Source organism: Nocardia sp. NPDC101769 (assembly GCF_044766925.1).
Taxonomy (GTDB): domain Bacteria; phylum Actinomycetota; class Actinomycetes; order Mycobacteriales; family Mycobacteriaceae; genus Nocardia.
This window is the reverse complement of the sequence record NZ_JBIWMX010000002.1, coordinates 436,930-463,929: the sequence shown is the minus strand read 5'-3', so window position 1 is coordinate 463,929 and position 27,000 is coordinate 436,930. Positions and strand designations below refer to the sequence as shown.

The following is a 27,000-nucleotide window of genomic DNA, read 5'->3' as shown; positions in this document are numbered from 1 at the left end:
CTTGTCAGCGCTCCAGGACCGCGATGCACTCGACGTGGTGGGTGCCGGGGAAGGCATCGAAGACGCGCAGGTCCACCGGCTGGTAGCCGGCGGCGCGGTAGAGACCGATGTCCCGGGCGAAAGCGGCTGGGTCGCAACCGATGTGGATGATGCGCCGCGGGGAACGCTCACTCAGCGCGTTGATCACGTCCTTGCCCGCGCCCGCGCGCGGCGGGTCGAGCACGACGACATCCGGTGCGGCATCCGGCTGTTCGTGAATCCACCGCTCGACACGTTCGACGGTCAGGTCCACCCACGGCAGATCCCGCAGCGCGGCACGCCCTTCGGCAACCGCGGTGCGCGCGAACTCGACACCGTGCACCATTCCGGTCACGCCGACCTGCTCCGCCAGCCGCGCGGCGAACACGCCCACACCGCAGTACAGGTCCCAGACCAGCGCCCCGGGCGCGCAGTCGGCCCACTCCGCCACCACATCCGAATAGCACTGCGCCGCACCGTAATGCGGCTGCCAGAACCCGGTCGCCGACAGCTCCCACCGCCGTTCGCCCACGTACTGCACCGCCCGGCCACTGCCATCCACCACGCGCTCGGTCCGCGCACTGTGCGCCGCCGCTCGCCGCGCGGCGGTACTGCGCCGATCACCCCCGCCACGCCGACCGGAACCCCCTGTCCCACCGCCTCTTTCACGACGCCCGCGCGGACCGCCCTCCTCCGCCCCGGCCGGAGCCAGCTCGACGAGATGCCGCACCCCGTCCCCGTCCACGGCCACGACAAGATCCGCCCCGGGCGTCCACACCCGCTCGCCGATCCCCGCCATGGCCCCCGCCATCGGCTGCGGGCACCGCAGATCCGCGATCACCTCGGTGCTCCGATACCGGTGCACCCCGGCCCGCCCCTCGGCGTCCACCACCAGCCGCACCCGGCTCCGCCACCCGGCGGTATACGACTCCGCCGGAGGCTCGCCGCCCTGCGTCGTTTCCCCGGCACCGGGACGAGCGATGAGCGCACGCGCCGAGGGTGTCGACACTCCGCCGATTCGACCCGGCGGGACGCTCGTGCCCGGGGTCGGGCGCGGGGCCGTCGCGGCGGGCTCGGCGCGACCGCCGAGCAGAGTCGAACCGAGGTCGGTCGTCACGCTGCCGAGCCGCCCGGGATGGCCGAGGTCCGGGATCGGTGCACCGAGCGAGGTTCCTTGTGCCACACCACGAATCGCCAGTCCGGGCGGTGCCGGGATCGGTTCGACGGCGAAGTCCGGTTCCCAGTCGGCGAGGCGGCGCAGCTGCTCGGCCACGACCTGGCGTTTGAGTTCGCGCTGGGCCGCGGGGGTGGCGAAGGTGAAGTCGCAGCAGCCGGCGCCGCCCGGGCCGGAGACCGGGCAGGTGGCGGGGATGCGGTCGGGCGAGGCGTCGAGGATCTCGATGGCGTCGGCACGGCAGAAGGAGCCGCCGCGGTCCTCGGTGACGAGAGCGCGGACCAGTTCACCGGGCAGGCCGTGGCGGACGAACAGGACGCGGCCCTCGTGACGGGCCACGCAGAAACCGCCGTGGCCGGGCGGGCCCAAGCGGACCTCGAAGACCTCTCCGTACCAATCGGATCCGGCGCTCATGCCTCGTCTCCGAATCCGCGGCGCACCGAACCGGGCGCATCGACCAACCGGCCGGGCCGGGCCCGGCCCGCCGAGGAGGACAGCTGCCAGGGCACGCTGGTCACCATGACGCCGGGCTCGAACAGCAGGCGGCCCTTCAGCCGCAGCGCACTCTGGTTGTGCAGCAACTGCTCCCACCAGTGGCCGACCACGTATTCGGGGATGAACACGGTCACCACGTCACGCGGGGAGTCCTTGCGCACCCGCTTCACGTAATCCACCACCGGCTTGGTGATCTCACGGTACGGGGACTCGATCACCTTGAGCGTCACCGCGACATCGCTGTGCTCCCACTCCCGCACCAGCGCCCGGGTGTCGGGTTCGTCGACGTTCACCGTGATGGCCTCGAGCGTGTCGGGCCGGGTCGCGCGGGCGTAGGCCAGGGCGCGCTTGGTTGGCAGGTGCAGCTTGGACACCAGCACGATGGAGTGCGTTCGACTGGGCAACACGCCGTCCCACTCGGACTCGTGCAGCTCGTGCGACACCGTGTCGTAGTGGCGGCGAATGAGTTTCATCAGCCCGAAGATGGCCGCCATGGTGACGATGGCGATCCACGCGCCCGCCAGGAACTTGGTGACCAGCACGATGAGCAGCACGGTCGCGGTCATGGCGAGGCCGATGGCGTTGATCACCCGCGACCGCTTCATCCGCGCCCGCACCGCCGGATCGGCCTCGGTGCGCAGCAGTCGCGTCCAATGCCGCAGCATGCCGGTCTGACTCAAAACGAACGACACGAACACACCCACGATGTAGAGCTGGATCAGGCGCGTCACCTCCGCGCCGAACAACACCACGAAGGCGATGGCCGCGCCCGCCAGGAACAGGATGCCGTTGCTGAACGCCAGCCGATCACCGCGGGTGTGCAGCTGCCGCGGCAGGAAACGGTCCTGCGCCAGAATCGAACCCAGCACCGGGAAGCCGTTGAAGGCGGTATTGGCCGCCAGCACCAGGATCAGCGCGGTGACGATGGTGATGAAGTAGAAGCCGGGCTGGAATCCGGAGAACACCGCGCCCGCCAGCTGCGCCACCAGCGTCTTCTGCTCGTACCCGGCGGGTGCGCCGATCAGGTCGTCGGTGTTGTGCGCGTACACGATGCCGACCTTCTGGGTGAGCACGATCATGCCCATGAACAGCGTCACCGCGATACAGCCGAGCAGCAGCAGAGTCGTCGCGGCATTGCGGGACTTGGGTTTGCGGAACGCGGGCACGCCATTGCTGATCGCCTCGACACCGGTCAACGCCGCACAACCGGAGGAGAACGCACGCGCGAGGAGGAACACGAACGCCAGCCCGAACAGATGCTCGTCCTCGGCCTTCAGACCGAAGCCGTACGACTCGGCGTGCACGGTCTGCCCGAGGCCGATCCGGGCGAAGCCCCAGATGAGCATGACGAACATGCCGATCATGAAGGCGTAGGTGGGAATCGCGAAGGCCGTACCGGATTCCCGCACGCCGCGCAGATTGATCGCGGTGAGGATCACGATCGCCGAGACCGCGAACAACACCTTGTGGGTGGCGACGAACGGCACCGCCGACCCGATATTGGAAGCCGCCGACGAAATCGACACCGCCACCGTGAGCACGTAGTCCACCAGCAGCGCGCTGCCGACGGTCAATCCCGCGGCGGCGCCGAGGTTCTTGGTCGCGACCTCGTAATCGCCGCCGCCCGAGGGGTAGGCGTGCACGTTCTGGCGGTAGCTGGCAACCACCACGGCCATCACCAGTGCGACCGCCAGACCGATCCACGGCGCGTAGGCGTAGGCCGACAGTCCGGCCACCGACAGCACCAGGAAGATCTCCTCCGGCGCGTATGCCACCGAGGACAACGCGTCCGAGGCGAACACCGGGAGCGCGATCCGCTTGGGCAGCAACGTATGCCCGAGAGAATCGCTGCGGAATGGGCGGCCGACCAGCATGCGCTTGGTGGCCGTCGTCAACTTCGACACTCCAGCCAGCATAAGGCAGGGCGCGAGTGACCGTGTTCGGGGCGCGACCTCGCCGTCGTAGGGTGGCGGGTACGGGCTGTGAGGTTTCCCGGTTCCGGTTTGAATGCCGTCCGGAGGGGGAAAGTGCCCGCAGTGAAGCTCGAACGGTACGGTTGCGACCCGGGCAAGCAACCAGACCGCACACCACGGTTTTCGGGAATGGGGTTCGTACGGTGTACGTCGTGATCATGGGGTGTGGGCGGGTCGGCTCCTCGCTCGCCCGCGCCCTCGTCCGCATCGGCCACGAGGTCGCGGTGATCGATCAGAACTCGAGCGCCTTCCTGCGGCTCGGTCGCGACTTCCCCGGTTCGTGCATCACCGGCGTCGGCTTCGATCGAGATGTCTTGACCCGCGCCGGAATCGAGCGCGCGGGCGCCTTCGCCGCGGTGTCCTCCGGCGACAACTCCAACATCATCTCCGCCCGCGTGGCCCGCGAGACCTTCGGCGTGGAACGCGTGGTGGCCCGCATCTACGACGCCAAGCGCGCCGCGGTGTACGAGCGACTCGGCATCCCCACCATCGCCACCGTGCCCTGGACCACCGACCGCTTCCTGCGCGCCCTGGTCGCCGACCAGTCGACCACCACCTGGCGTGACCCCACCGGCACCGTCGCGGTCACCGAACTCGTCCTGCACGAGAACTGGTACGGGCGTTCGGTGCATTCGCTCGAGGACGCGATCGGCGCGCGGGTGGCCTTTATCATCCGCTTCGGGCAGGGCGTACTGCCCAATGGCAAGTCCATGCTGCAGGCCGACGACCTGGTCTATGTCGCCGCCGCCTCCGGCACCGTCGGCGAGGCCGTCGCACTGGCCGCCAATCCCCCCGCTATCCAGGACTGATCGTGAAAGAAGCCCGAGCATGAAGGTAGCCATCGCCGGCGCCGGGGCCGTCGGCCGCTCCATCGCCCAGGAACTCCTGCGCGGCGGCCATCAGGTCATGCTGCTGGAACGCCGCCTCGACCACATCGACCCCACCATCGCGCCCTCCGCGGTCTGGACCCACGCCGACGCCTGCGAACTCGAAACCCTCGAAGAGGCCGGGCTGGAAACCTACGACGTGGTCATCGCCGCCACCGGCGACGACAAGGTGAACCTGGTGTTCAGCCTGCTGGCCAAGACCGAATTCGGCGTGGGGCGCGTGGTGGCCCGGGTCAACGACCCCCGCAACGAGTGGCTGTTCGACTCGTCATGGGGGGTGGACGTCGCGGTCTCCACCCCGCGCCTGCTCGCCTCCCTGGTCGAGGAGGCCGTCTCGGTGGGCGACCTGGTCCGGCTGATGACCCTGCGACAGGGGCAGGCCAACCTGGTCGAGATCACCCTGCCCACCGACACCCCCTTGGCGGGCAAGGCCGTTCGCACCCTCACCCTGCCCCGCGACGCCGCCCTGGTCACCATCCTGCGCGGCGGCCGCGTCATCGTCCCGCAGGCCGACGACCCCCTGGAAGGCGAGGACGAGCTGCTGTTCGTCGCCTCGACCGAAGCCGAGGACGAGCTGCGCAAAGCGCTCGGCGTCAACGGGTTCAACAGCACAGCCGACGCTCCGGCCTGACCCGCGCCGACCACCGATCCGGACACAACAATGGGCCGGGCGCACCCCCTGCGCCCGGCCCACTCGCCGTTGTCCACACCGAACCGTCAGGACGCCACCCGCAGTTCGGCCCGCAGCCGGTTCAGCGCGCGATGCTGCATGACCCGCACCACGCCAGGGCTGGTGCCGATGGCCTCGGCGGTCTCCGCCGCCGTCCACCCCAGCACGATCCGCATGACCAGCACCTCACGGTGGGTCGAGGACAGCACCTGCATGAGATCGCGTGTTGCCCGGCGGGTTTCCATCGCCAGCGCCCGCTCCTCGGGTCCCGCCTCGTTCATCGGCGCGTCCGGGAACTCCGCGACCGGGTAGGCCGGGTGCAGCTGCGCCCGCCGGAACGCGTCGGCCACCTTGTTCGCCGAGATGCCGTAAACGAACGCCAGGAACGACTTGCCCTGATCCCGGTAGCGCGGGATGGCCTGCACCGTCGCCAGGCAGATCTCCTGCGCCACATCGTCCGCGGTCACGTGCAGGTGACCCGCGCCGCCCATGCGCGCCGCGCAGTAGCGGCGCACCAGCGGATACACGATCTTGAGAATCTCCGAGACCGCGGCCCGGTCACCGGCGGCGGCCGGGCCGATCAGCTGCTCCAATTCCGCTGCGGCGCGCCGGGACTCCGACGTCGCCACACTTCCTGCTTTGCCTCCCCGCCCCGCCGGGTGCCGGCGCGAGGCTGCTGTCTGCACCGCGGTCCCGAGACCCTCGCCCCGGTCCTGCGCTGCCACTGCCTTGCCGTCGGTAACCAACTCCGCGATCCTTTCTCCGAATGAGCTGCTGAGAGCTTCTGAGAAAGATCGTGCTCGCCGGAGGCCCGACGAAATAGGTACCCCAGGGGTGGGTTGGTCACCCCCTTTCGTCCCCCGATGGCCCCGAAGGTGTTGCGCCCCTGACATCCAGCGCGATAAGGGCCCGATCGGGCGGTTGTCTAGCCCGCGGATTCGGGGGCCTTGGCGGCCGAGGAGGGCAGATGGCCCGCCTTGCGCACCGCCCAGAAGGTCACCAGCGCCGCCACCGCGGTCAGCGGCCAGCCCATGGCGATGCGCGCCACGGCCAGCAGACCGGTGCTGTTGGCGTCGTAGAGGTGGTTCTGCACCAGGTAGCGGGCCACGAACACCACCGCCCACACCGCGGTCGCGATGTCGTAGAGCCGCATGACGCGCTTGTCGGAACGCCACTCGGTGCCGTGCCCGTTCAACGCACCCCAGATCACGCCCGCCAACGGCCAGCGCACCACCAGCGACATCAGGAACACGCCGCCGTAGACCAGGCTGGCGTAGATGCCGAACAGGAAGAAGCCCTTGGCCTCACCCATCCGGTAGGCGATGAACGCGCACACGCCCACCCCGAGGAATCCGGAGATGGCCGGCTGGATCGGACCGCGGCGCACCAGGCGCCACACCAGGATCGCCGCGGCCACGCCCAGCGACGCCCAGATGGCGGCGGTCAGCCCACGCAGCGAATTCACCGGCACGAACACCAGCACCGGCAGCGAGGAGTAGATCAGGCCGCTGAGGCCACCCATCTGCTCGAGCAGCGTCTGCTCGGGTTCCTGCCCGTCCTCGTCGTCCCGGGCCGCGAACTCGGCGTCTACCAGCGCCTGCATGTCCTCGTCCAGCAGCGCGTGGTCCATGCGCAGTGGTGGTTCGTCGCCCGAGACGGCATTGAGCTGGACCGTGGGCGGATCGAACGGGGCAGGCGCGCCGAAGGACTCGGTGCGATCACGGCCCTGGTCGCCGCTGCTGGTGGGGTTCGGCATGAGTGTCAGGAGTTCCCGCGGAGTTCGTAGTAGGGGTTGTAGATGACCTTGCCGCCGTCGCGTTCGCCGACCCGGCCTCGGACCAGGATACGACGGCCCGGTTCGATTCCCGGAATGCGACGCCGCCCGATGAACACCAGCGCCACACTGTCGGTGCCGTCGAAGAACTCGGCCTCCACCTCGGCGCCCGCCGACTTGGGACAGGCCTCGACACTGCGGAGCCGGCCGAGCATGGTGACTTCTTCACCACGCCGGCACTCCGATGCCCGGCACGCCCCCGACGCCTCCGACGTCTCGGCGAGCTCCTCGGCATCCAAACGATCCAGGTCCTCTGTCAGGCGCCGGCCGAGCCGCCGGAAATAGCCCGACGGGGTGTCCCTCCCACCCGCGGATGGCATCTCGCACGCTCTCCTGTAGAGCTCTACGGCGTGGGTCTCACGTCGTTCGTTCCTTCCACGGCGCCCGGCGGTCTGCCACCCGGCCGCCAGTGGCCGTACCTCCGCCACTGTAGATGGGACGGCCTGTACCCGCCACGCACGCACGTCACCAGTACTCTCGATCGGTGCCCGATCTACCACGTCCGGCGGTCGCCGTCGCCCTGCCCGGAACCGGCTCCGACGCCCATTTCGTCCGCCGCGCCTTCGGATCCGCCTGCGCCGCACTGGATCTGCCGTTCCTGGCGGTCGACCCGGACCCGCGCGGGGTGATCGACAGCTACCGCAGCGCCCTGGACGCCGCCGCGCGCTCGGGCCCCGTGCTGATCGCGGGCATCTCGCTGGGTGCGGCCGTCGCCGTCGACTGGGCCGCGCACCACCCGGAGTCGGTATACGGCGTGGTCGCCGCTCTTCCCGCCTGGACCGGCGCCGACACCACAGGCTGCCCCGCCGCCCTGAGCGCCGCCGCCACCGCCGCCCAGCTGCGCGCGGACGGCATCGACGCCGTCCTGACCCGCATGCGCGAGTCCAGCCCCGCCTGGCTGGCCGAGGCCCTCACCCGCTCCTGGACCTCCCAGTGGCCCGAGCTGCCCGCCGCCCTGGACGAGGCCGCCGCCTACCGCTGGCCCGAACCCGAGGTCCTGGCCGCCGTCACCGCCCCCGTCGAGATCATCGGCGCGATCGACGATCCCGTCCACCCCTTCGTCGTCGCCGAACGCTGGACCACGCTGCTCCCGCACGCCACCCTGCACTCGATCACCCTCGACGAGCTGGGCGCGGACCCGTCGGTCCTCGGCGTCCGGGGGATCAACGCCCTGCTCCCCCGCCGCATCCCCACCCCCTGACCGGAATCCGTCCCCGCCACAACGCCCGTCCGTGACTGCGGTAGGTCGTGCCCACGACAGCCCGGCGACCGCGCTGCGTACCTTCATGGCGCTGACAGCGAAACGGGGCTCCGCCGCTATGGCGGAGCCCCGTTTCGCTTGTCGTGCAGCCGAATCCGGGCAGACCGGTCCGGACCGTCCGGTCAGTTCAGGCCGAGCTGCTGCATGGCCGAGCCCTCCGCGCCGCGACGCGGTTCGGTGGGCGCCTGCTCGGGCTGGAAGGCCGGGCCGCCCTGCATGGCGGCCATCTGGGCCTGCATGGCCTGCTGCTGGGCGGCCAGCTGCTGCTGGTGGGCGGCGGCGAGCTGATCGGCCAGCTCCTGGGGTAGGACCACCGGCAGCGGTTCGCGCACCGGCAGCGGCTCGTCCCCGCGGCGCACCACGGTCTCGCTCATGACCGCGCGAGCCGCGGCCACCAGCGGGGTGTTCTCGTCTGCCGCACCGGTCGGACCGGCCGCGACCAGGCGCACCATCCAGCGGTAGCCGTCCACGCCGATGAAGCGCAGATCCGCGCCCTGGGTCACGGCGTGCAGCTCACGCCCCCACGGACCCTGCACCACCGACACCTGCGCGCCGTCCTTGCGCAGCGTCTCGGCCAGATCGGCTGCCACCGAACGCCATTGGCCCGAGGTCTTGGGAGCGGCGTAGGCCGCCACGGTGATCCGGCCGTGCTGGGTGGCCAGGTGCACCGCCTGGGGCGCGCCTTCGGGGGTCATCTCGACCTGCAGCTGCCCGCCCGGCGGCACCGGCACGATGACCGAGCCCAGATCCAGACGCTGCTCGGCGATCGACTCGAGCCGGTCGGCGACGTCCTCGTAGTCGTAGGGACCGGTCTCCGGGCCACGGACCGCGGGTTCGTCGAACTCCTCGAATTCGTCTGCCGCGTAACCGGTCTCGTCGTACTCGTCCGCGTCCTCGTACTCGTCGTACTCGGTGTACTCGTCGTCGTACTGCGACGCGTCGTCTCTGTCGCCGCCCTTGTTCTTCTTGCGTCCGAACACCATCGTTATGCCTCCTTGCCGGTCGCCTGACCCGCCCCACCGGACTGCGCGGACAGGCTGGCGTGCCCACCGCTGGATCCGTATCCTCCTGCGCCGCGTGCGGTGTCGTCGAGCGCCTCGACCTCCACGAAGTCCACCAATTCGACCTTCTGCACCAGCAACTGCGCGATGCGGTCACCCCGGCGGAGCTCGATGGCCGTGCGCGGATCGTGATTGATCAGGCACACCTTGATCTCACCGCGGTAGCCCGCGTCGACCGTGCCGGGGGTATTGACAACCGACAGTCCCGCCTTCGCCGCCAGGCCCGACCGCGGGTGGATCAGCCCCACCGTGCCGATCGGGAGCGCCACCGCGACGCCGGTGCCGACGAGCACCCGCTCCCCCGGTTCGATGATGACGTCCTCGGTGGTGCACAGGTCCACGCCGGCGTCGCCCTGGTGGGCACGCGTCGGTACGGGGATGCCGGGATCGAGCCGCAGCAGGGGAATAGGTGGAATACCGGTCACGTAGGCCGAGCCTACGCGTTCACCCTCTCGGTCATTGACCTAGTCTGATGTCGTGTCCGACCAGCCCCCTCAGGTGACCATGGATCCCAAGCAGCAGACCGAGCCCCTCTACACCGAGCGCCTCTGGGTGCCGCTGTGGTGGTGGCCCGTCGCGCTCGTCGTGACGGGGCTGCTGGCAGCCGAAATCCACATGGGCGCACCGGGAGTGCGGGCCTGGCTGCCGTACGTGCTGCTGTTCCCGGTCCCGGTGTGGGTGCTGCTGTGGTTCTCCCGCCATCGCGTGGAAGTGGCTCCCGACGACGCCGGTGTCCCGGAACTACGCACCGATCGCGCCCACCTGCCCGCGACCTTCGTCAAGCGCGCCGCGCCGGTGCCGACCAGTGCGAAAAGCGCGGCGCTGGGCCGACAGCTCGACCCCGCCGCGTTCGTCCAGCATCGGGCCTGGATCGGGCCACTGGTGTTGCTCGTGCTCGATGATCCGGATGATCCGACGCCGTACTGGCTGGTCAGTACGCGTTATCCGGAACGCATCATCACCGCCCTCGGCCTGAAGAACGCGGCCGAGCAATCCTGATTCATCGAGGTTTCCGCGCCCTGCTGCGAAGAGATCTTCCGCCCTGCCTCGCAAAGGGTTTTCCGCGCAGCCCCGCCCGGTCCGCGCTCGGCGGACCGAGCGCGGGCTGACGGATTACGCTCCGGGACCGTGCCTTACGCGGCGCAGTCCATGCAGATCAGCTGACCGCCGGACTCGGTGGCCAGTCGGCTGCGGTGGTGCACCAGGAAGCAGCTCGAACACGTGAATTCGTCCGCCTGCTTCGGGATGACCCGGACCGAGAGCACTTCCTCGGAAAGGTCCGCGCCGGGAAGCTCGAACGATTCCGCGGTATCGGATTCGTCGATATCCACGACGGCGGACGCGGCTTCGTTGCGGCGAGCCTTCAGCTCCTCCAGCGAGTCCTCCGACACGTCGTCGGATTCATTGCGCCGCGGTGCGTCATAGTCGGTTGCCATGTCGTCTTCCCCTCGTCCTTACTCCGTATATCCCGGACCGGCACCCTCCTGACCGGCTCCTGGCAGGAGCCGGATCGGGTGGGATGCCGCCCCGCCCGTGGTGTACGTCACGCGTACACCGGTCACAGATCCGAGCCGGATACTCCTCATCCGCACCGGATCGCGCTCGGTCAACGCAGGACATGCCCTTGTTGTTCCCGAAATCGAACCCCAGTTTCACCTGGCTTGTACGATCTGGGCCGCCAGACAATAGCGGACCCCGGGACAAAAGTCGCAATCAAAACCCCCGCGAGTTGAAACTGAGGGGTAATCGTCACCGACAGGGGAACTCTTCGAGATCTTCCCGGCATCGTCCGAGACCTCCCCGCCACACCCAGCGGCCGACTTGCCGTAGCCGTTCACACGACAATCCCGACGTTTTCGTAGAGTGTGGGCGTGGTTTCACTGATCACCCAAGGTAACTCGACCGACCCGAACGGACGGTCCTTCATCCGGCGGCGCTGGGAGCCGTGGGCGGCCATGGTGGGCGTCATCGCTCTCATCTGCGTCGGCGTGTGGTACAAGGCGCTGACCACGAGCGAGGGTGACCAGGGTGCGATGGCCTGCAACTCCCCCAGCCCCGCCTCGAGCACGTCCACGGCTCCGCCCGCCCCCCTCGGCGAGCGGGTGTCGGCGTCGCGATTGCGGGATGTGGAGCCGGCGGCCCTCAGCCAGTCGAAGGTGCGCGTGTTCAATGCCAACGGCCAGCGCGGTCAGGCCGCGCACGTGGCCTCCGAGCTGGGTGACCTCGGTTTCGCCAGCGCGCCGGACGTGCAGATCGGTAACGATCCGGTATACGTGAACGGCGACCTCGAATGCACCGGGCAGATCCGTTTCGGCGCGAAGGGCCGGCCCGCCGCGGCGTCGGTACAGCTGGTGGTTCCGTGTGCCGAGCTCATCGAGGATCAGCGCCAGGACGACACCGTGGACATGGTGCTGGGCTCGCTGTTCCGCGATATCCGGCCCGGTACCGACGCCGAGGAGGTGCTGAAGTCCCTGAAGAACCCGACGCCCGGCACCGCGCCGGCCATCGACCCGAAGCTGCTGGAGGCCGCGCGGCACGCGAAGTGCTGAGAATCTCTTTCGCGGGGTGTGCGCTCTGACCGACAGACCCGGCGCGAAACTCCAACCGGCGCAACCATATATATGAATCCGGATAACAGTAATCGCCGCGATCCTTCGATCGCGGCGATTCGTTTTGCCCGGTCCGGAGCGACGGTCAGCCGGGCCCCGTGGTCGTCCAGCCCTCTGTCACGACACCGGGATAGGGGTGGTGACGTCCAGACGCCCGAACAGACCGAAAAGCTCGTCAGCAATGCCGGGCGCGGCGGCGGACACCAAATCGCCTGCGGCGCCCGGCGCGTCGGGTCCGGGCGGCAGGATCAGACGCGCACCCGCCTCGGTGGCGATGAGCGCGCCCGCCGCCCAGTCCCACAGGTTCAGGCCGTGCTCGTAGTAGGCGTCGGTACGGCCCTCGGCGACAGCGCACAGGTCCAGCGCCGCCGAGCCGAAACGGCGGATGTCGCGAATGTGCGGCAGCACCTGCGCCACCAGCTCACCCTGCCGGGTACGCCGCTCGGTGGCGTAGGCGAAGCCGGTGGCCACCAGCGCCATGGACACCACGTCGACGCCGTTGGCACGCAAGGCGATCGGCGCACCGCCCGGAGCGGTGCCGTCCACGCTGGAGTCGGCGCGGTGCGCGCCCAGCCCGAGCCCGGCACTGTAGGTGACCACGTGCGCGACATCGGCGACCGCGCCCGCGACCGGGCGGCCTCCGCGCACCGCGGCCACCGACACCGAGTAGGACGGGATGCCGTAGACGAAGTTGACGGTGCCGTCGATGGGATCGACGACCCAGTGCACCCGATCCGGGTCCTCGGCCAGGGTGCCGCCGTCCTCCTCGCCGACCACGCGGTCGCCGGGGCGCAGTTCGGCGACCAGTTTGCGGACCAGCTGCTCGGTCTCGGTGTCGACGATGGTGACGGGGTCGGTGGGAGTGCTCTTGGACTGCACAACGTCCTGCTCGTGCGCGCCCGACCCGAAGACCTGCGGCCGGCGCTCGCGGACGTGCGCGGCGGCGGTCTCGGCCAGAAATACCGCGACGCGGCGCAGTTCGGCAATATCGGACGTGTCGGTGTTCGTGGCTGGGGTGGGGACGGTGGAAGTGAAATTCGATTCCGGCACGAGCACCATCGCAGCACAGATCCGGCATCCGGCGCATTAGGCTTGTCGTGCACGACACAAGGCGGAGGTCGATCGAGCGGTCATCGGCCGGTGGCTTCGACTCGCCGGCATCCCTGGAGAACGAGGAGTGGTCCATGTCCGATCCCGGACGCGCGTTCGGCATCGATATCGGCGGCAGCGGTGTGAAGGGCGCCGAGGTCGATCTCGCGACCGGCGAACTGGTCTATGAGCGCATCAAGATCGCCACACCGCACCCGGCCACTCCGAACGCGGTCGCCGAGGCGGTCGCCAAGCTCGTCGCCCAGTCCGGCTGGGAGGGCCCGGTCGGCATCACCATGCCGAGCGTGGTGCTGCGCGGGCAGATCCGCACGGCCGCCAATATCGACCCGACCTGGATCGGCATCGACGCGCGGCACCTGTTCTCGCTGGCGCTGGGCGGCCGCGAGGTGACCGTCCTCAACGACGCCGACGCGGCGGGCATGGCCGAGGACCGGTACGGCGCGGCAAAGGATCTCGACGGTTTGGTAATGCTGCTGACCTTCGGCACCGGTATCGGATCGGCCATGATGTACAACGGCGTGCTCATACCGAACAGCGAGCTCGGGCACATGGAGGTCGACGGCCGCGAGGCCGAGCACCGGGCCGCCGCCTCGGTCAAGGATCGGGTCGGCATGTCCTACCCGGAGTGGGCGCGGGAGGTCAGCAAGGTGCTGGTTACCTTGGAAAACCTGTTCTGGCCGAACGTGTTCGTGGCGGGTGGCGGCATCAGCCGCGACTACCAGGAATGGATTCCGTTGCTCACCAACAGAACCCCGGTGGTGCCCGCCGCGCTGCGCAACACCGCCGGCATCGTCGGAGCAGCCATGGCGGTGTCAGCCGGGATCGCACCGTAAGTAAGCTGGTTCGATCGTTACAATGGAACACATGCCCGGCGGTAGGCCGGAAACCGACACCGGCACGAGAGCCGGTTTACCCCCCGACAGAACGCTCCGCCGGATCACCACTCTGGCGTGACGCCGCACGAGACCGTCACGAAAGGGCGTACGTGGTAGCCACGAATACCCGAGAGACCGCCGAATCGGCCGAGGCCGCCGACTCAGCAGACACCACCGCAGCACGGCCGGTCAAGAAGGCTGCCGCGAAGAAGGCCCCGGCCAAGAAGGCCGCGGCGAAGAAGACTGCGGCCAAGAAGACGGCGGCGAAGAAGGCCACCAAGGCCACCGCCAAGAAGACCGCGGCGAAGAAGGCTTCGCCGAAGAAGGCCGCGGAGCCCGGCGCCGAAGGCGCTGAGGGCGACGAGGTCATCGACGACGACTCGCTGGAGCTCGACGACGACCTGGGTGACATCGAAATCGACGAGGACGACCTCGGCGAGGACGAGGACCTGGTCGACGAGGTCGAGGAGGACGAGGAAGGGGAAGCCGGCCCGGCCGCTCCCGCAGCCGAGGGCGAGGAGGCCGAAGAGGCCGAAGAGCCGTCGGAGAAGGACAAGGCGTCCGGCGACTTCGTCTGGGACGAAGAGGAATCCGAGGCGCTGCGCCAGGCCCGCAAGGATGCTGAACTCACCGCCTCCGCCGACTCGGTCCGCGCCTACCTCAAGCAGATCGGCAAGGTCGCGCTGCTCAACGCCGAGGAGGAGGTCGAGCTCGCCAAGCGCATCGAGGCCGGCCTCTACGCCACGGAAAAGCTGCGCGAGTTCGCCGAGAAGGGCGAGAAGCTGCCCGTGCAGTCGCGCCGCGACTTCCAGTGGATCATGCGCGACGGCAACCGCGCCAAGAACCACCTGCTGGAAGCCAACCTGCGACTGGTCGTTTCGCTCGCCAAGCGCTACACCGGCCGCGGCATGGCGTTCCTGGACCTGATCCAGGAAGGCAACCTCGGTCTGATCCGCGCGGTCGAGAAGTTCGACTACACCAAGGGTTACAAGTTCTCGACCTACGCGACGTGGTGGATCCGCCAGGCCATCACCCGCGCCATGGCCGACCAGGCCCGCACCATCCGCATCCCCGTGCACATGGTCGAGGTCATCAACAAGCTCGGCCGCATCCAGCGCGAACTCCTCCAGGACCTGGGCCGCGAGCCCACCCCCGAAGAGCTCGCCAAGGAAATGGACATCACGCCCGAGAAGGTGCTGGAAATCCAGCAGTACGCGCGCGAGCCCATCTCCCTGGACCAGACCATCGGTGACGAGGGCGACTCCCAACTCGGCGACTTCATCGAAGACTCCGAAGCTGTCGTCGCGGTCGACGCGGTGTCCTTCACGCTGCTACAAGACCAGTTGCAGTCGGTCCTCGAGACCTTGTCGGAGCGCGAAGCGGGCGTCGTCCGTCTCCGCTTCGGCCTCACCGACGGCCAGCCCCGAACCCTGGACGAAATCGGCCAGGTCTACGGCGTCACCCGCGAACGCATCCGCCAGATCGAGTCCAAGACCATGAGCAAGCTCCGCCACCCGAGCCGCTCCCAGGTCTTGCGCGACTACCTGGACTAGCGATCACCCGAGTTCGGGCCGCTGAGCTGCAGCTCAGCGGCCCGAACTCGTATCAAGACCCGAGCACAGTGCTGTCAGTTCGGGTTGGGTGCCTGGGATGGTCAGGCGCTCGAGGCTCGGGTGGCAGGAACGACGTCACCGATCCAGCGACGAAGCTGAGTGTCGTCGGCGGATTCCGGCCAGTACACGAAGGTGTCGAAGCCGGTCTCCATGGCGAGATCGGCCAGAATGCGGGCCCAGCCCGCGGCATCGGTGCGGATCGGTTCCTCGCCGCGCAGTGTGACCGGCCCCGGAGTGTCGGTGATCGTTCCAACCAGTTGTGCCATTCGGGTGATGTCGGCCGGTTTGCGGCCCACGTCGATCGCGGCGTCAGAGATGATGTTCTGTGTCGCTTGCCATTTCTCGTACGGTAGGTAGTGCGGGATGGGCGCGGCCCACCCGTCGGCGATACGCCCGGTGAGGGCGTTGGCCTTCGGACCGACGCTGCCGAACCAGATCCCGACCGGATGCGCGGGCGCGGGCCCGGACTGCACACCCTTCACGCTGTAGTGCACGCCTTCGACTTTCGCCTTCGTCCCCGGCCGCCACATGGCCCGGATGATCGCGGTGGCCTCCTCGAGCGCCTGCAGCGCTTCGGGATTCGACCGCACCGGACCGCCCATGGCCCCGATCGCTGGCCAGAACGCGCCCGCTCCGACGGCGAGTTCGAATCGCCCGCCGCTGAGCACATCCAAGGTCGCGGCCTGCTTCCCGAGCATCGCGGGCCCGCGCAACGGCAGGCTGGCCACATCCGGAAACACCCGCAGCCGTTCGGTTTCCGCCAGCACCGTGGCGATCACCGCGAACGTATCGGCCAGCCCGCCCGAGTACGGATGATCCTGAATGCCGAGCAGATCCAGACCTTCCCGGTCCGCCAACCTGGCCATCGCGCGCAGCTGTGGCAGCTCGGTCACCGTCGGTGCCAACTGAATACCGAATCGTAGCTTCACCCCGTGATCATGCCAGCCGCGTCCGCGCGCCTTCGGCCAGTCGACGGTGATGATCCCTGATCTTCGGCTCAGGGACCAGATTCTGTTTCTGTCCCGTGCAACTCGCTGTCAGTCCGAGGCCGCGGCTCACGACATCTTTCGCCTGCGGCATCGCTCACCACTTTCGCGTCCGGCGAGAACGTTGTGCCCTGGGAGGTCGAGCGTGGTCGATCGATGTCGATCTGTGTATCGCGCATCAAGTTTCGAAGCCACTGCGCGTCTGGGGTGTTCGTTGTGTCGGGGGCGGTAGGGTTCGCGCGGTGGAAGGCATGGCATCGATGAGACGGCTGGCGGTTGTGGCGGGGGCGGCGATGGTGGTGGCTGCGGGACAGTTCGGGGTGGGCGCGGCGGAGGACGATTATTCAGGGGCCCTGGATCGGCTGGTGGGGCTGCTGAACGAGCGGCTCGATACGGCGGATACTGTCGCGGCGGTCAAGTGGGAGGGTGCGGTGCGGGATGGGAGCGAGCCGGTGATCGACGATCCGGTTCGGGAACAGGCGATCTGTGACGCTATGGCTCAGTTGGGGGCGGAACGGAATCTACCCGCGGGGCTGGTCCGGCAGGTGTTTCAAGGTCAGATCGAGGCTAGCAAGATCGTCCAGCGGGGGCTGGTGACCGAGTGGCGGTATGGGCTGGTGACTGCCCCGGTGCCGGCGACGGATCTGGCCGGGGTGCGGCCGGTGATCGATGGCCTCAATGTCGCGATCATCGACGAATTGGATAGGGAGCGGCCCGAATTGACGCGCTCCGACTGCCCAGCGCGAGTCGCCGCCGGGGTACTCGCTGTCGCCGGGCACGACAATCTCGACGCCCTCCACGCGGCGGCGCTCGTGCGCGCGTCGACTCCGTTGTGTGGGAGCTGACGCATCTCCCCCGGCACAGGAGACGTTCACCCCGATAGGGCCTGCCTCAACCGGCATCCGAATTGAGCTGCCGAGCAACAGCGTTCGTGGCGACTCAGTCGAGACAGAATTCGTTGCCCTCGATGTCCTGCATCACGAGGCAGGACTCGTTGCCTCCGCCGGCCGGCAGTAGCCGCACACGCACCGCGCCGAGCGCGACCAGTCGTGCACATTCGGCCTCGAGTGCGGCCAGGCGCTCTTCACCCACGAGCCCAGTGCCGACCCGCACGTCGAGATGCAGGCGATTCTTGGTGACTTTCCCTTCGGGCACGCGTTGAAAGAACAGTCGCGGGCCGACACCTGAGGGATCAACGCATGCGAATGCTGAACCCTGACGCTCAGGCGGCAGGGAGCAGTCGAATTCGACCCAACTGGCAAACCCCTCCGGCGGCGGCGGAATGACGTACCCGAGCACATCGCACCAGAAACGCGCGACACGCTCAGGCTCTGCGCAGTCGAAGGTGACCTGGATCTGTTTGACCGACGTCATCGGTTCACCATAGCGGCGGGTCCTTCGTCCTCCGCGCGGCCCGGCCTCCGTGGCGTTCAACGGATTCCGCGATAGGTCCGCTGCACACGGCCGGACCAGGCCGGCACGAGGCTAGCCGAGGCGGCGTTGGAGCTCGGGGCGGTAGTCGTCGAAGGCGGCGGCAACCTCGTCGAGGTAGACCAGTTGAGGGAAGTCGATGATCGACTGGTGATCGACCAGGAAGGCGGCCGTCAGTTCCACGACGCGCCCCTCGTCGGCCGCGGCGAAGCCCAGATCAGCGAGAACGTCTGGGGCGACTATGAATTGGGATTCGGCGGATTCGGTGCCGTCGTCGACCAGGACTCGGTATTCGTGGTCGACGACGGGTTCGATGGTGATCCGGGGGTTGATCATCGGGGCAGTGGGCTGTAGAAGACCAGGCCGTTGCCTTTGTTGTCGCAGACGACAGCGCGGCGCTCGTGGGCGTCGTCGTAGGGGGCCTTCACGATGCCGCCGCCGCTGGCTTCGATGGCTTTGGCGGCCGCGTCCACATCGGCGGTTTTGATGCCTACGACTACCTGGCCATGGATGGGGTGGTCTAACGCGGTGGCGAGGGCGAGGGTGATGGGGCCGCCGTCGAGGGCCGCGAAGTGGGGGCCGTCGCGGAATTTCAGGGGCATGCCCAGGGTCTCGGTGTAGAAGGCGATGGATTCATCGAGGTCGTCGGTCGACAAGATGATCATCTTCACTTCGTGGTCGCTCACTACTGCCTCCTGCTGCCGAGGCGCAGCCGGCTGTGGGCTGCGCGGGTTCCGTACGCCAACCATGATGGCCGTTGCCCGGCGCCGGGGTTCGCCACCGACACGCCGCCTGTGGCACTTCTCGCGCCATGCCTGTTAATATAAGTCAGAACTTATAAAAAGGAGGCGCTATGTCGCTACTGTCCGATCCCACCCGCCTTGCGGGATTGGTGACTCGCGAGGTGCGGACCGGTTCCCGGGACGGGGTGCCGACCCGGATCGCCGTCGCTCGGCGCAGTTACCAGACCGATCCGGCCGATCTGTGGAATGCGCTCACCGATCCCGAGCGGATCCCGCGGTGGTTCCTGCCGATCAGCGGCAGGCTGGAGGTCGGTGGGCGCTATCAGCTCGAGGGGCACGCCAATGGGGTGATCGAGCGGTGCGATGCGCCGAAAGCGCTTGCCGTGACATGGGAATGGGACGGCAAGGTCTCCTGGCTGGAGATGGGCCTCACGCCGGTGAACGACGGCACCCAGCTGGAATTGACGCACGAGGTGCCGTTCGAACCGGAGATGTGGGGGCGGTTCGGGCCGGGTGCGGTCGGTGTCGGGTGGGATCTCACGCTTGCCGGGCTGAGTTCGTATCTGTCGAGCGGGGAGGTGGTGGATCCGGAGGAAGGGCAGAACGTGCACCGGACGCCGGAGGGCCGCGTGTTCATCCGAGCCTCCGTCACCGGATGGGGCGAGGCGGCCATCGCCGACGGCGACGAGCCCGCCACGGCACAGACCGCGGCCGATGCGGCGTACAGCTTCTACACGACCGAGCCCGACAGCGGCCCGGAATCCTGATGGCCGCTTCTCTCGCACGGATTTTCGAGGCGCTCGGCGATCCGATCCGCCGCTACATCCTCGAGCTCGTCGCCGGTGGCGAACAGCCCGCCGGCGCGATCGTCGAGACGGTCCGCGCTCAGGCGTCGATCTCCCAGCCCGGTGTCTCGCAGCACCTCAAGGTGCTGCGCGATGCCGGATTGGTTATCGTGCGTGCTGAGGGCACGCGTCGCTTCTACGCCCTCGATGCCCAGGGCGTGGAAACGGCACAGGCGTGGCTCGCGGGCCTCGGAGATCCCTTGCACCAGATGGCGAATCCGCTCGACGCTCTCGGCACCGAGATCGCCCGCGGCAAACGCGCCGGCCGCACCGCCGAGCCCACACGGCGGTCCCGGACCGGAGAAGCCCGGCCCGCAGCCGGGTGACTTTCACTCGGATTGCGTTGTCACCGAGGCTGTTCGGGTGGTGATGACGGCGGCCAGCTCGGCGGGCCGTTCCTCCGGAATCCAATGGGTGCCGTCGAGAACTTCATGCGCGAAGGGCCCCTGGACGTAGCGCGCCGTCAGCATGGAGTTCCGGTCGACGATGTAGTGGTCCCGGGCACTGGACACGTGCGTCGTCGGAGCGATGACCTTGCGCAATACCCGGCGCGGATCGACGATCATCATCGCGCGATACCAGTTGATGGCGTAGGGCAGTGCTCCGGCCCCGATCACCTCACGCGAAACGCGATCGATCTGGGCGTCGTCCATTCCCGACAGGGCTCGGGCGCGACGGCGCAGGCCGGGGCGCGACGGAGAGTTCACCGCGCGGAAGACTCTGGAAACCACCAACTCCGGCACCCACGGGATCTGGAACAGCACCAGATAGAAGGTCCGGAACAACTGCGTGGTGGTGAACATGGTGCGCGCGAAGGCCATCGGATGCGGAACCGACACCGAGGTCAGCGTGCGCACCAGCTCCGGGCGCGCCGCGGCGGTCGACCACGCGACGGCGGAACCCCAGTCATGACCGACCAGATAAACCGGGTCACCGCCGAGCGCCTCGATCAGCGCGACCGTATCGCCGATCAGGGCGCTCATCCGGTACGCGAACCGGCCGCGCGGGCGTGCCCCCGGCGAATAGCCGCGCTGCGTGGGAGCGATTGTGCGGTAACCGCGTTCATGCAGGTAGGGCGTCAGCCGGTCCCATTCCGAAGCCGTCTGCGGGAATCCGTGCAGCAGCACGACCGGGATGCCGTCGAGCGGGCCCGCGTCGACGACGTCGAAGGTCAGGCCGTCATGGGAGAACACCGTCAGTCTCGTATTCATGTGTCCCCCAGGGATTCCGATGCGGAGTACCTCGTCCGCACGCTACGCCGATCCGGGGCTCAGCCGGTAGCGGCACGGGCGGCCTCGATGAAGGCGAGCCGCACCTCATGAGTGCGCAGCCCCGCCGAGGGGTCCTCGGCGGTAGCGACCGAGTCCCACTGCTCCATCGCTGAACGTCCGTTTTCCGCCACACTCTTTTGTTTCACGGAATCAACTTTTATAGTTGATTCATGGAAGCAAACAAAGACCAGGTTTCGCGACTGGCCCGGAGCACCGCGCGGTTCGCGGAAGCCATGCGGCAGGGCACTTCTCGCGCCTACGACCCGGTCCGGGTCGGGGTGCTGCAGTGCGCGGTCGAGTCCGGGCCGCTGCGGGCCGGGGAGATCGCCGAGTGCCTCGACGCGTTGCCGTCTTCCATCACCCGGCATGTCCAGGCGTTGATCGACTCCGGCCTGGTCAGCACCTCCCCCGATCCGGCGGATCGGCGGGCGGTGCTGGTCGAGGCCACCGAGGCGGGGCGGGCCGAGCTCGCGCAGTTCCTGGAGATCGGCGACCAGGTCTTCGGCGAGGTGATCGCCGACTGGTCCGCCGAGGATGTCGACACTCTCACCCGGCTGCTCGATCGCATGATCGATGCCTGGGCCGCGGCGGGCACACACCAACAGCAACGGGCGAACCGCAGACGTCCGGGCCGATTCGGCTGGAGCCGAATCTGACTTCAGGAGAGGACCAATTGCCATGGCCACCAACACACCCCTGCACGTGATCATCGCCGGCGGCGGCATCGGCGGGCTGGCGCTCGCCAACGGCCTGCGCCGCGCAGGCGTGAGCGTCAGCGTGCACGAACGCGAAACCCAGCGCACCGACCGCCTGCAGGGTTTCCGCATCCACATCAACCCGCACGGCAGCAATGCCCTGGCCGAACTGCTGTCGCCGGAGCTGTATTCGACCTTCGTCGCATGTGCGGGCAAGGGCGGCAACGGGTTCGGTTTCGTCACGGAACAATTGCGCGAACTGCTCCAGATCGATCCGGAGGAGGGTGAGCACACCGCCGGCGGGCACTACGGCATCAGCCGGATCACCCTGCGACAGCTGCTGCTCGCCGACCTGGGCGACGCCGTGCACTACGGCAGCATGTTCGACCGCTATGAGCGCCTGCCCGACGGCCGGATCCTGGCCCATTTCGGCGACGGCGATTCCGAGATCGGTGATGTGCTGGTCGGCGCGGACGGCGGCACCTCCCGGGTGCGGGCGCAATACCTCCCGCACGCCGAGCGCGTGGACACCGGAATCGTCACCATCGCAGGCAAATACGGCCTGACGCCGGAATCGCGGGCGCGCCTGGACGCCCGGCTGCTGCGCAATCCGCTCAGCGTCATCCCGCCCAGCGGCTGCGGAATGTTCCTCGCCCCGCACGAGTTCGACATCCCCGCCGGCGCCGAGCGCATCGTCGGGAACCGGCCCGGCCTGGAGTCCGGGCTGCTCCTCGACAACACCCAGCCGTATGTCTTCTGGGCCTTCGCGGCCAAACGCGAACGCTACGGCGCCGATCTGGAGGCGCTCTCGCCCGTCGGCCTGCACGATCTCGCGGTGCGGATGACCACAGGATGGGCGCCCGAATTGCGGGCGCTGGTCGCCGATTCCGATCCGGAGACCGCCACCCTGCTGCCGATCAAGACCTCGGTCCCGATCCCGGCCTGGCAGACCACGAATGTCACGGTGCTCGGCGATGCGGTGCACAGCATGACCCCGTTCGCCGGTATCGGTGCGAACACTGCACTGCGCGACGCCCGGGGGCTGTGCCGCGCACTGGTGGCCGCCGAACGCCGTGAGCTCGGACTGCTCGAGGGCATCCACCGATACGAAACGGACATGATCGACTACGGCTTCGCGGCGGTGCAGGCCTCGCTGACCGCGGCCACCCAGTCGGTGTCCGACAGCCGGTTTGCGCGCGGTGCCGGCAAACTCGTCTTCCGCACCGCCAACGCGGTGCCCGCCATGAAGCGAAAGATGTTCGCCGACCTGGGTGCCGAGTAATAGCTGCCGTGCATGTGCCGCCCGCGTGCCGAGCGGGCGGCACATGCGGATCACCACCCCCGGATGTCCAAAGTCCAACGCGGACATGACATTCAGAAGGCTCGCAGATTGCTGACCCGGTGGAGACGTCCCAGCCGGAAGTAATTTGAATGAAACGTTCCTTTTCAATTTCCCAATCCGAACCTTGCCCGGTAGTGTGCCGTCGTCGCCTCCGCGATTGCGAAACCCCTGTTCTGGCAATGGAGTTCGAGTGCTGGAAATTCACCACTTCAGCTACGGTTGGATCACCCCCGTACTGGCGTACATCATGTCCGTCACCGGATCCCTGCTCGGCCTGCGGTGTACGGCACGTGCCCGGTCCGGGGAAGGACGCAGCAGCTGGCTCGTCTCGGCGGCCGTGGCCATCGGCGGCACCGGCATCTGGGTGATGCACTTCGTCGCCATGCTGGGTTTCACCATCCGCGGTGCGGTGGTCAAGTACAACGTGCCGCTCACCCTGCTCAGCGCAGTCATCTCGGTCACCGTGGTGTGGATGGGCCTGTTCATCGTGGCCCGCGAGCCATTCGGCCGCTTGTCACTGTTCGCGGGCGGCGCGGTCACCGGGCTGGGCGTCGGCGCCATGCACTACTCGGGCATGTACGCCATGCGGTCCGACGCCATGATCGACTACAACGCCGGCATCGTCACACTGTCCATGGTGATCGCGGTGGTCGCGGCCACCGTGGCGCTGTGGTTCACGCTGGTCATCACCGGTATCTGGGCCACCATCGGCGCGGCCCTGATCATGGGTGTCGCGGTCTGCGGCATGCACTACACGGGCATGGCGTCGATGAGCGCGCACCACATGGACAATCCGACCACCCCGCAGGGCACGGGCCCGATGGAATTGCTGGCCCCGCTGATGATCAGCGTCAGCATGGTGACGCTCGTCCTGCTCATTCACGTCGGCCTCACCGAGGTGGACGAGCGCTCCATGATGCCCGAACCGGAACGGCCCGAACCGGCGGCGCGCGCGGGCTGGTCGCTGCGGGCGGCCTCGGCGGTGGCGGAAACGCGCGGCTCGGGCCAGGACGAGCCCGGTCCCCGGGACTACCGGACCGCGGGCTTGTACGCACCGGCCGCTGACTATCAGGCACCCGGCCGCCACGAGATGTCCCCGCACGGCGACGGGCGTTCGGACCAGTTCTACCCGGCGGCCGGCGGCCCGGCAGCGCGCCACGACCGGAATCCGGTTCCGCCGCAGCGCAGTACCCGCTACTCATAGCCGTACCCGCCCGACCGTGGGCAATCTCCAGTACCAATCGGGCAGGCTGAGAATTGCCGACCCGGTTCGCTGAGAATCCGGTCCCAGTGTTCGACTTTCGGGCACATCGGCAGCAAACTGACTGCCGTGGAGCACCACCAGCTGGAGTTGATCTTCGCAGTCCTGTTCGCGACCATCCTGGCCCAGCCGCTCGGGCGGCGGCTGGGCCAAGCGCCGGCGGTCCTCATGACCGCCTTCGGCGTGGTGCTGGCCCTGATCCCGCAGGTGCCGAATATCGAGATCGATCCCGAACTCATCCTGCCGCTGGTGCTGCCGCCCCTGCTGTACGCGGCCGCGCGGCGCACCTCATGGCGGCAGTTCGCCGAGAACTGGATAGCCATCAGCCTGCGCGCGGTGGTGCTCGTCATCGTGACCACGGCGGCCGTGGCCTGGGCCTTCCACCTCTGGTATCCGGGCGTGCCGATCGGTGCTGCGGTGGCGCTCGGCGCCCTGGTCGCGCCGCCGGATCCGGTGGCGGTCTCGGCGCTGGCGGGCAAACTGGGCCTGCCCAGACGGCTGGTCGCGGTGCTCGAGGGCGAGGGCCTGTTCAACGACGTGACCGCGATCGTCCTCTACACGGTGGCGATTCGGGCCGTGGTGACCGGTTCGTTCTCGGCCTGGGGCGCATTCCGCGATTTCCTAGTGTCGGCCCTGGTCGGGGCGGTGGTTGGGCTGCTGTTCGGCTGGGCCGGAAGCAAACTCATGCAGCGGCTGGAGGAGGCCCCGTGGCGGGTGGCGCTGGGCCTGCTGCTGCCGTTCGCCGCCTACGGGCTCTCGGAGTCGCGGGGCGGGTCGGCGGTGCTGGCGGTGCTGGTGTGCTCGATGTATCTCACCGATGCCGCAACCGATTTCAGCGACAGCGACTACCGGCTGGTGGGCGACTCCTTCTGGGAGATCACCGAAATGCTGGTCACCGGTTTCGCTTTCGGCCTGATCGGACTCGAACTGAGCACGGTGCTGCGCGACGCCGGACCCCATTGGCCGCGCTTCATCGGCGGGGCGGCGGTGGTCATCGCGGTGGTGGTGGGGTTGCGACTGATCTGGCTGCTGACCACGACCGTGATCTTCCGATCCTGGCGGCGCACCCGCGACAAGGACGAGCCCCACACCTGGCGCGAGACCGTGGTGACCTGGTGGGCGGGCATGCGCGGGGTCGCCACGGTGGCGCTGGCCCTGGCCGTGCCGTTCACCACCGACAGCGGAAAACCGTTCCCGGGCCGCACCGAAATCCTGTTCACCGCCATCGCGGTCGTGCTGTTCACGCTGCTGTTGCAGGGCCCGACCCTGTCCGCCGTGGTGCGGGCGATGGGCGTGCACGCCGATACCGGCACCGAGCGCGCCTTCGAACGCCAGCTCTGGACCCGGGTGCTGGAGGCCGAACTGGCCCGGCTCGAGGAGATCTCGGAAACCGAGCACCTGCCCGAGGAGGTCTACGACCGGCTGCGCACGGGATTCGAACGCCGTCTGGCCCAGGCGGATCCGGAGGCAGCCCAGGGCGATCCCCGGACGCACACCGATCGCACGCTGGCCTTCACCACGAAGATGCGGTCCATCACCAATGACGTGCTGGAGGCAGGCAGGGCCGAGGCGCTGGCCGCACGCCGTGAACCGGGAGTCCCGCCCGACGTGGTGGACCGGGTCATGCGCCGGCTGGACCTGCGCCGGTGACCGACCGCTACCCGGTCCTGCCCAGCTTGACCAGGACGGCGACGAATTCCCGCAGGAAGGATTTTCGGGTCAGCAGCCGGGAGGTGCGTGCGCCGGTCACCTGGGCACGCAGCCCCAGTCGCCGGACCAGCCCGGCCGTCCGCAGCACGTGAAAGTCGCTGGTGACCACGGTTATTCGCGCCCGCTCCGGATCGATTCCGCGCCCGCGTAACTCCCGGACGGTGAACCGCAGATTCTCCTCGGTATTGCGAGACCGGTTCTCGCGCAGGATTCGATCATCCGGAATACCTTGCGCCACGAGATAATCCGCCATCGCCTCCGCCTCGGCCACGGTTTCGCGGCCGCTCTGCCCGCCCGAGGCCACCAGTAGTGGCGTACGCCCCCGGCGGTGTTCCTCTCCCATCACCTCGAGCGCCCGGTTCAGACGCCTGGCAAGCATCGGTGCAACCCGATCGTGGCGCAGCCGACAGCCGAGCACGACCACCACCTCCGCGCCGGGGCGCGGGGAAAGCCGCGCACGACCGACCGTATAGCCGGTGAACCCGAGGAACGGCACCAGCATCGTGGTCCCCGCCAGCGCCAGGACCACTCGCCATCGTCGCATCCCGCCCGTACCTCCTGCTCCGCGCCGAGTCGGCACTGTTCGAGCGGCCTGTCACAAGCCCGGGTGAACAGTACTTCCCGCGCCGGCGGGGAGGCCGGGCGGCAGCGGATTCGGTCAGAACGCGAAGACGTAGGTGCTGCGGTTCTGGGCCTGACACTTGTTGGCATAGGTGTGCCGGTAACTCACCGGGTTGCCGTGCCAGACGCCGTCCGCCGCCACGGTCACCGGGTCGTAGATCATGGTGCAGAACCGCATCGGATGGCCGGACAGCTTCTCGAAGTCGCCTCCAGCCGCGGTCAGCTCGTCACACGCCGACGCGGCCGCCGGGTGGGTGCCCGCCACCACCGGTGAACAAGCCAGCAGCACCGTCTGCTGACTCGACGAGCTCTCCAGCGAATCGCCCTGTGCCAGGGTCAAGGTCAGCGCGGACGGTGATCCGTCCGCGACCGGGTCCGCCTGTGCCGCCGGCACCGCGACCAGCGTCGCCATCACACCCAATCCCGCTCCTACCACACGAACACCAAAGGACATGAGTCACCTGCCTCCTCGAATACGACTTCCGCCGAATACGGCTTCCACCGATCGATCGTTC

The 27,000-nt window shown here is 68.4% G+C and carries 31 protein-coding genes; 14 read left to right on the top strand and 17 right to left on the bottom strand.

The window, feature by feature from the left end; genetic code table 11:
- Positions 1-4: 4 nt before the first annotated feature.
- The gene (locus ACIRRA_RS05155) at positions 5-1,606 is read right to left on the bottom strand and encodes a class I SAM-dependent RNA methyltransferase (RefSeq protein ID WP_402763273.1); all 1,602 of its coding nucleotides are present in this window, start codon (positions 1,604-1,606) and stop codon (positions 5-7) included.
- Positions 1,603-3,591, bottom strand: a complete 1,989-nt coding sequence (locus ACIRRA_RS05150; protein WP_402763270.1) for an APC family permease — start codon at positions 3,589-3,591, stop codon at positions 1,603-1,605. Before ACIRRA_RS05150 ends, ACIRRA_RS05155 begins: the two co-directional genes overlap by 4 nt.
- Before the next feature lie 212 nt (positions 3,592-3,803).
- Between ACIRRA_RS05150 and ACIRRA_RS05145 the strand changes: the two genes are divergently transcribed.
- Together ACIRRA_RS05145 and ACIRRA_RS05140 are read left to right on the top strand one after the other, a co-directional pair.
- Positions 3,804-4,469 (top strand): potassium channel family protein, encoded by a 666-nt coding sequence (locus tag ACIRRA_RS05145; protein ID WP_402763268.1) that lies wholly within the window; start codon positions 3,804-3,806, stop codon positions 4,467-4,469.
- 19 nt (positions 4,470-4,488) lie between these two features.
- Positions 4,489-5,178 carry a potassium channel family protein gene (locus ACIRRA_RS05140; protein WP_402763266.1) on the top strand — a complete coding sequence of 230 codons (690 nt, stop codon included), beginning with the start codon at positions 4,489-4,491 and terminating at the stop codon, positions 5,176-5,178.
- Positions 5,179-5,264: 86 nt separating this feature from the next.
- Here ACIRRA_RS05140 and ACIRRA_RS05135 read toward each other — a convergent pair whose 3' ends face one another.
- The 3 genes from ACIRRA_RS05135 to ACIRRA_RS05125 all read right to left on the bottom strand — a co-directional run bounded on the left by ACIRRA_RS05135 (position 5,265) and on the right by ACIRRA_RS05125 (position 7,371).
- Entirely contained in the window at positions 5,265-5,846 is a 582-nt protein-coding gene (locus ACIRRA_RS05135; RefSeq protein WP_356998072.1) for a sigma-70 family RNA polymerase sigma factor, read from the bottom strand.
- 296 nt (positions 5,847-6,142) lie between these two features.
- Positions 6,143-6,820 carry a DUF3159 domain-containing protein gene (locus ACIRRA_RS05130; protein ID WP_402763714.1) on the bottom strand — a complete coding sequence of 226 codons (678 nt, stop codon included), beginning with the start codon at positions 6,818-6,820 and terminating at the stop codon, positions 6,143-6,145.
- A 158-nt stretch (positions 6,821-6,978) separates the two neighbouring features.
- Positions 6,979-7,371 carry an OB-fold nucleic acid binding domain-containing protein gene (locus ACIRRA_RS05125; protein WP_402763263.1) on the bottom strand — a complete coding sequence of 131 codons (393 nt, stop codon included), beginning with the start codon at positions 7,369-7,371 and terminating at the stop codon, positions 6,979-6,981.
- A gap of 164 nt (positions 7,372-7,535) precedes the next feature.
- Between ACIRRA_RS05125 and ACIRRA_RS05120 the strand changes: the two genes are divergently transcribed.
- Positions 7,536-8,252 carry an alpha/beta fold hydrolase gene (locus ACIRRA_RS05120; protein ID WP_402763260.1) on the top strand — a complete coding sequence of 239 codons (717 nt, stop codon included), beginning with the start codon at positions 7,536-7,538 and terminating at the stop codon, positions 8,250-8,252.
- 182 nt (positions 8,253-8,434) lie between these two features.
- On the opposite strand, the gene ACIRRA_RS05115 is transcribed toward ACIRRA_RS05120, so the two are convergent.
- Entirely contained in the window at positions 8,435-9,292 is an 858-nt protein-coding gene (locus ACIRRA_RS05115) for a DUF3710 domain-containing protein (protein ID WP_402763711.1), read from the bottom strand.
- 5 nt (positions 9,293-9,297) lie between these two features.
- Complete coding sequence (gene dut / locus ACIRRA_RS05110) at positions 9,298-9,798, bottom strand: dUTP diphosphatase (protein ID WP_402763257.1); 501 nt, start codon at positions 9,796-9,798, stop codon at positions 9,298-9,300.
- Between the two features lie 79 nt (positions 9,799-9,877).
- Between dut and ACIRRA_RS05105 the strand changes: the two genes are divergently transcribed.
- Complete coding sequence (locus ACIRRA_RS05105) at positions 9,878-10,372, top strand: DUF3093 domain-containing protein (RefSeq protein WP_402763709.1); 495 nt, start codon at positions 9,878-9,880, stop codon at positions 10,370-10,372.
- A 134-nt stretch (positions 10,373-10,506) separates the two neighbouring features.
- Here the strand turns inward: ACIRRA_RS05105 and ACIRRA_RS05100 are convergent, their stop codons facing one another.
- Entirely contained in the window at positions 10,507-10,809 is a 303-nt protein-coding gene (locus ACIRRA_RS05100; protein ID WP_364618887.1) for a DUF4193 domain-containing protein, read from the bottom strand.
- Positions 10,810-11,244: 435 nt separating this feature from the next.
- Between ACIRRA_RS05100 and cei the strand changes: the two genes are divergently transcribed.
- On the top strand, positions 11,245-11,922 hold the full coding sequence (cei, locus tag ACIRRA_RS05095; RefSeq protein ID WP_402763255.1) for an envelope integrity protein Cei: 678 nt from the start codon (positions 11,245-11,247) through the stop codon (positions 11,920-11,922).
- A gap of 177 nt (positions 11,923-12,099) precedes the next feature.
- Here the strand turns inward: cei and ACIRRA_RS05090 are convergent, their stop codons facing one another.
- Complete coding sequence (locus ACIRRA_RS05090) at positions 12,100-13,032, bottom strand: inositol monophosphatase family protein (protein ID WP_402763252.1); 933 nt, start codon at positions 13,030-13,032, stop codon at positions 12,100-12,102.
- Between the two features lie 134 nt (positions 13,033-13,166).
- On the opposite strand from ACIRRA_RS05090, the gene ppgK reads away from it, so the two are divergent.
- Complete coding sequence (gene ppgK, locus ACIRRA_RS05085; RefSeq protein WP_402763250.1) at positions 13,167-13,925, top strand: polyphosphate--glucose phosphotransferase; 759 nt, start codon at positions 13,167-13,169, stop codon at positions 13,923-13,925.
- A 152-nt stretch (positions 13,926-14,077) separates the two neighbouring features.
- On the top strand, positions 14,078-15,520 hold the full coding sequence (locus tag ACIRRA_RS05080; protein WP_402763247.1) for an RNA polymerase sigma factor: 1,443 nt from the start codon (positions 14,078-14,080) through the stop codon (positions 15,518-15,520).
- Positions 15,521-15,621: 101 nt separating this feature from the next.
- On the opposite strand, the gene ACIRRA_RS05075 is transcribed toward ACIRRA_RS05080, so the two are convergent.
- Positions 15,622-16,509, bottom strand: a complete 888-nt coding sequence (locus tag ACIRRA_RS05075) for an LLM class flavin-dependent oxidoreductase (RefSeq protein ID WP_402763244.1) — start codon at positions 16,507-16,509, stop codon at positions 15,622-15,624.
- A 308-nt stretch (positions 16,510-16,817) separates the two neighbouring features.
- On the opposite strand from ACIRRA_RS05075, the gene ACIRRA_RS05070 reads away from it, so the two are divergent.
- Positions 16,818-17,411, top strand: a complete 594-nt coding sequence (locus ACIRRA_RS05070; protein ID WP_402763241.1) for a chorismate mutase — start codon at positions 16,818-16,820, stop codon at positions 17,409-17,411.
- Between the two features lie 94 nt (positions 17,412-17,505).
- Here ACIRRA_RS05070 and ACIRRA_RS05065 read toward each other — a convergent pair whose 3' ends face one another.
- The 3 genes from ACIRRA_RS05065 to ACIRRA_RS05055 all read right to left on the bottom strand — a co-directional run bounded on the left by ACIRRA_RS05065 (position 17,506) and on the right by ACIRRA_RS05055 (position 18,683).
- Positions 17,506-17,940 (bottom strand): VOC family protein, encoded by a 435-nt coding sequence (locus ACIRRA_RS05065; protein ID WP_402763238.1) that lies wholly within the window; start codon positions 17,938-17,940, stop codon positions 17,506-17,508.
- Between the two features lie 111 nt (positions 17,941-18,051).
- Complete coding sequence (locus ACIRRA_RS05060) at positions 18,052-18,333, bottom strand: hypothetical protein (protein ID WP_402763235.1); 282 nt, start codon at positions 18,331-18,333, stop codon at positions 18,052-18,054.
- Positions 18,330-18,683 carry a VOC family protein gene (locus tag ACIRRA_RS05055; protein WP_402763233.1) on the bottom strand — a complete coding sequence of 118 codons (354 nt, stop codon included), beginning with the start codon at positions 18,681-18,683 and terminating at the stop codon, positions 18,330-18,332. The genes ACIRRA_RS05060 and ACIRRA_RS05055 overlap by 4 nt, the downstream gene beginning before the upstream one ends.
- A 167-nt stretch (positions 18,684-18,850) precedes the next feature.
- Between ACIRRA_RS05055 and ACIRRA_RS05050 the strand changes: the two genes are divergently transcribed.
- Entirely contained in the window at positions 18,851-19,507 is a 657-nt protein-coding gene (locus ACIRRA_RS05050; protein ID WP_402763230.1) for an SRPBCC family protein, read from the top strand.
- Positions 19,507-19,911: an ArsR/SmtB family transcription factor gene (locus ACIRRA_RS05045; protein ID WP_402763227.1), complete on the top strand. Its 405-nt coding sequence runs from the start codon at positions 19,507-19,509 to the stop codon at positions 19,909-19,911. The genes ACIRRA_RS05050 and ACIRRA_RS05045 overlap by 1 nt, the downstream gene beginning before the upstream one ends.
- A 3-nt stretch (positions 19,912-19,914) precedes the next feature.
- On the opposite strand, the gene ACIRRA_RS05040 is transcribed toward ACIRRA_RS05045, so the two are convergent.
- Entirely contained in the window at positions 19,915-20,796 is an 882-nt protein-coding gene (locus ACIRRA_RS05040; RefSeq protein ID WP_402763225.1) for an alpha/beta fold hydrolase, read from the bottom strand.
- A gap of 59 nt (positions 20,797-20,855) precedes the next feature.
- Positions 20,856-21,002, bottom strand: coding sequence for a hypothetical protein (locus ACIRRA_RS05035; protein WP_402763223.1), 147 nt, complete (start codon positions 21,000-21,002; stop codon positions 20,856-20,858).
- Between the two features lie 24 nt (positions 21,003-21,026).
- Between ACIRRA_RS05035 and ACIRRA_RS05030 the strand changes: the two genes are divergently transcribed.
- The 4 genes from ACIRRA_RS05030 (at position 21,027) to ACIRRA_RS05015 (ending at position 25,804) form a co-directional block, all read left to right on the top strand.
- Positions 21,027-21,512: a MarR family winged helix-turn-helix transcriptional regulator gene (locus tag ACIRRA_RS05030; protein WP_402763220.1), complete on the top strand. Its 486-nt coding sequence runs from the start codon at positions 21,027-21,029 to the stop codon at positions 21,510-21,512.
- A 22-nt stretch (positions 21,513-21,534) separates the two neighbouring features.
- A complete protein-coding gene (locus ACIRRA_RS05025) occupies positions 21,535-22,833 on the top strand; it encodes an FAD-dependent oxidoreductase (RefSeq protein WP_402763218.1) in 1,299 nt (432 codons plus the stop codon).
- A 250-nt stretch (positions 22,834-23,083) separates the two neighbouring features.
- Positions 23,084-24,097: an MHYT domain-containing protein gene (locus ACIRRA_RS05020; protein ID WP_402763215.1), complete on the top strand. Its 1,014-nt coding sequence runs from the start codon at positions 23,084-23,086 to the stop codon at positions 24,095-24,097.
- A gap of 126 nt (positions 24,098-24,223) precedes the next feature.
- Positions 24,224-25,804, top strand: coding sequence for a Na+/H+ antiporter (locus ACIRRA_RS05015; RefSeq protein WP_402763212.1), 1,581 nt, complete (start codon positions 24,224-24,226; stop codon positions 25,802-25,804).
- Between the two features lie 7 nt (positions 25,805-25,811).
- Here ACIRRA_RS05015 and ACIRRA_RS05010 read toward each other — a convergent pair whose 3' ends face one another.
- Complete coding sequence (locus tag ACIRRA_RS05010) at positions 25,812-26,408, bottom strand: YdcF family protein (protein ID WP_402763209.1); 597 nt, start codon at positions 26,406-26,408, stop codon at positions 25,812-25,814.
- Between the two features lie 114 nt (positions 26,409-26,522).
- Positions 26,523-26,939, bottom strand: a complete 417-nt coding sequence (locus ACIRRA_RS05005) for a subtilase-type protease inhibitor (RefSeq protein ID WP_402763207.1) — start codon at positions 26,937-26,939, stop codon at positions 26,523-26,525.
- Positions 26,940-27,000 lie beyond the last annotated feature (61 nt).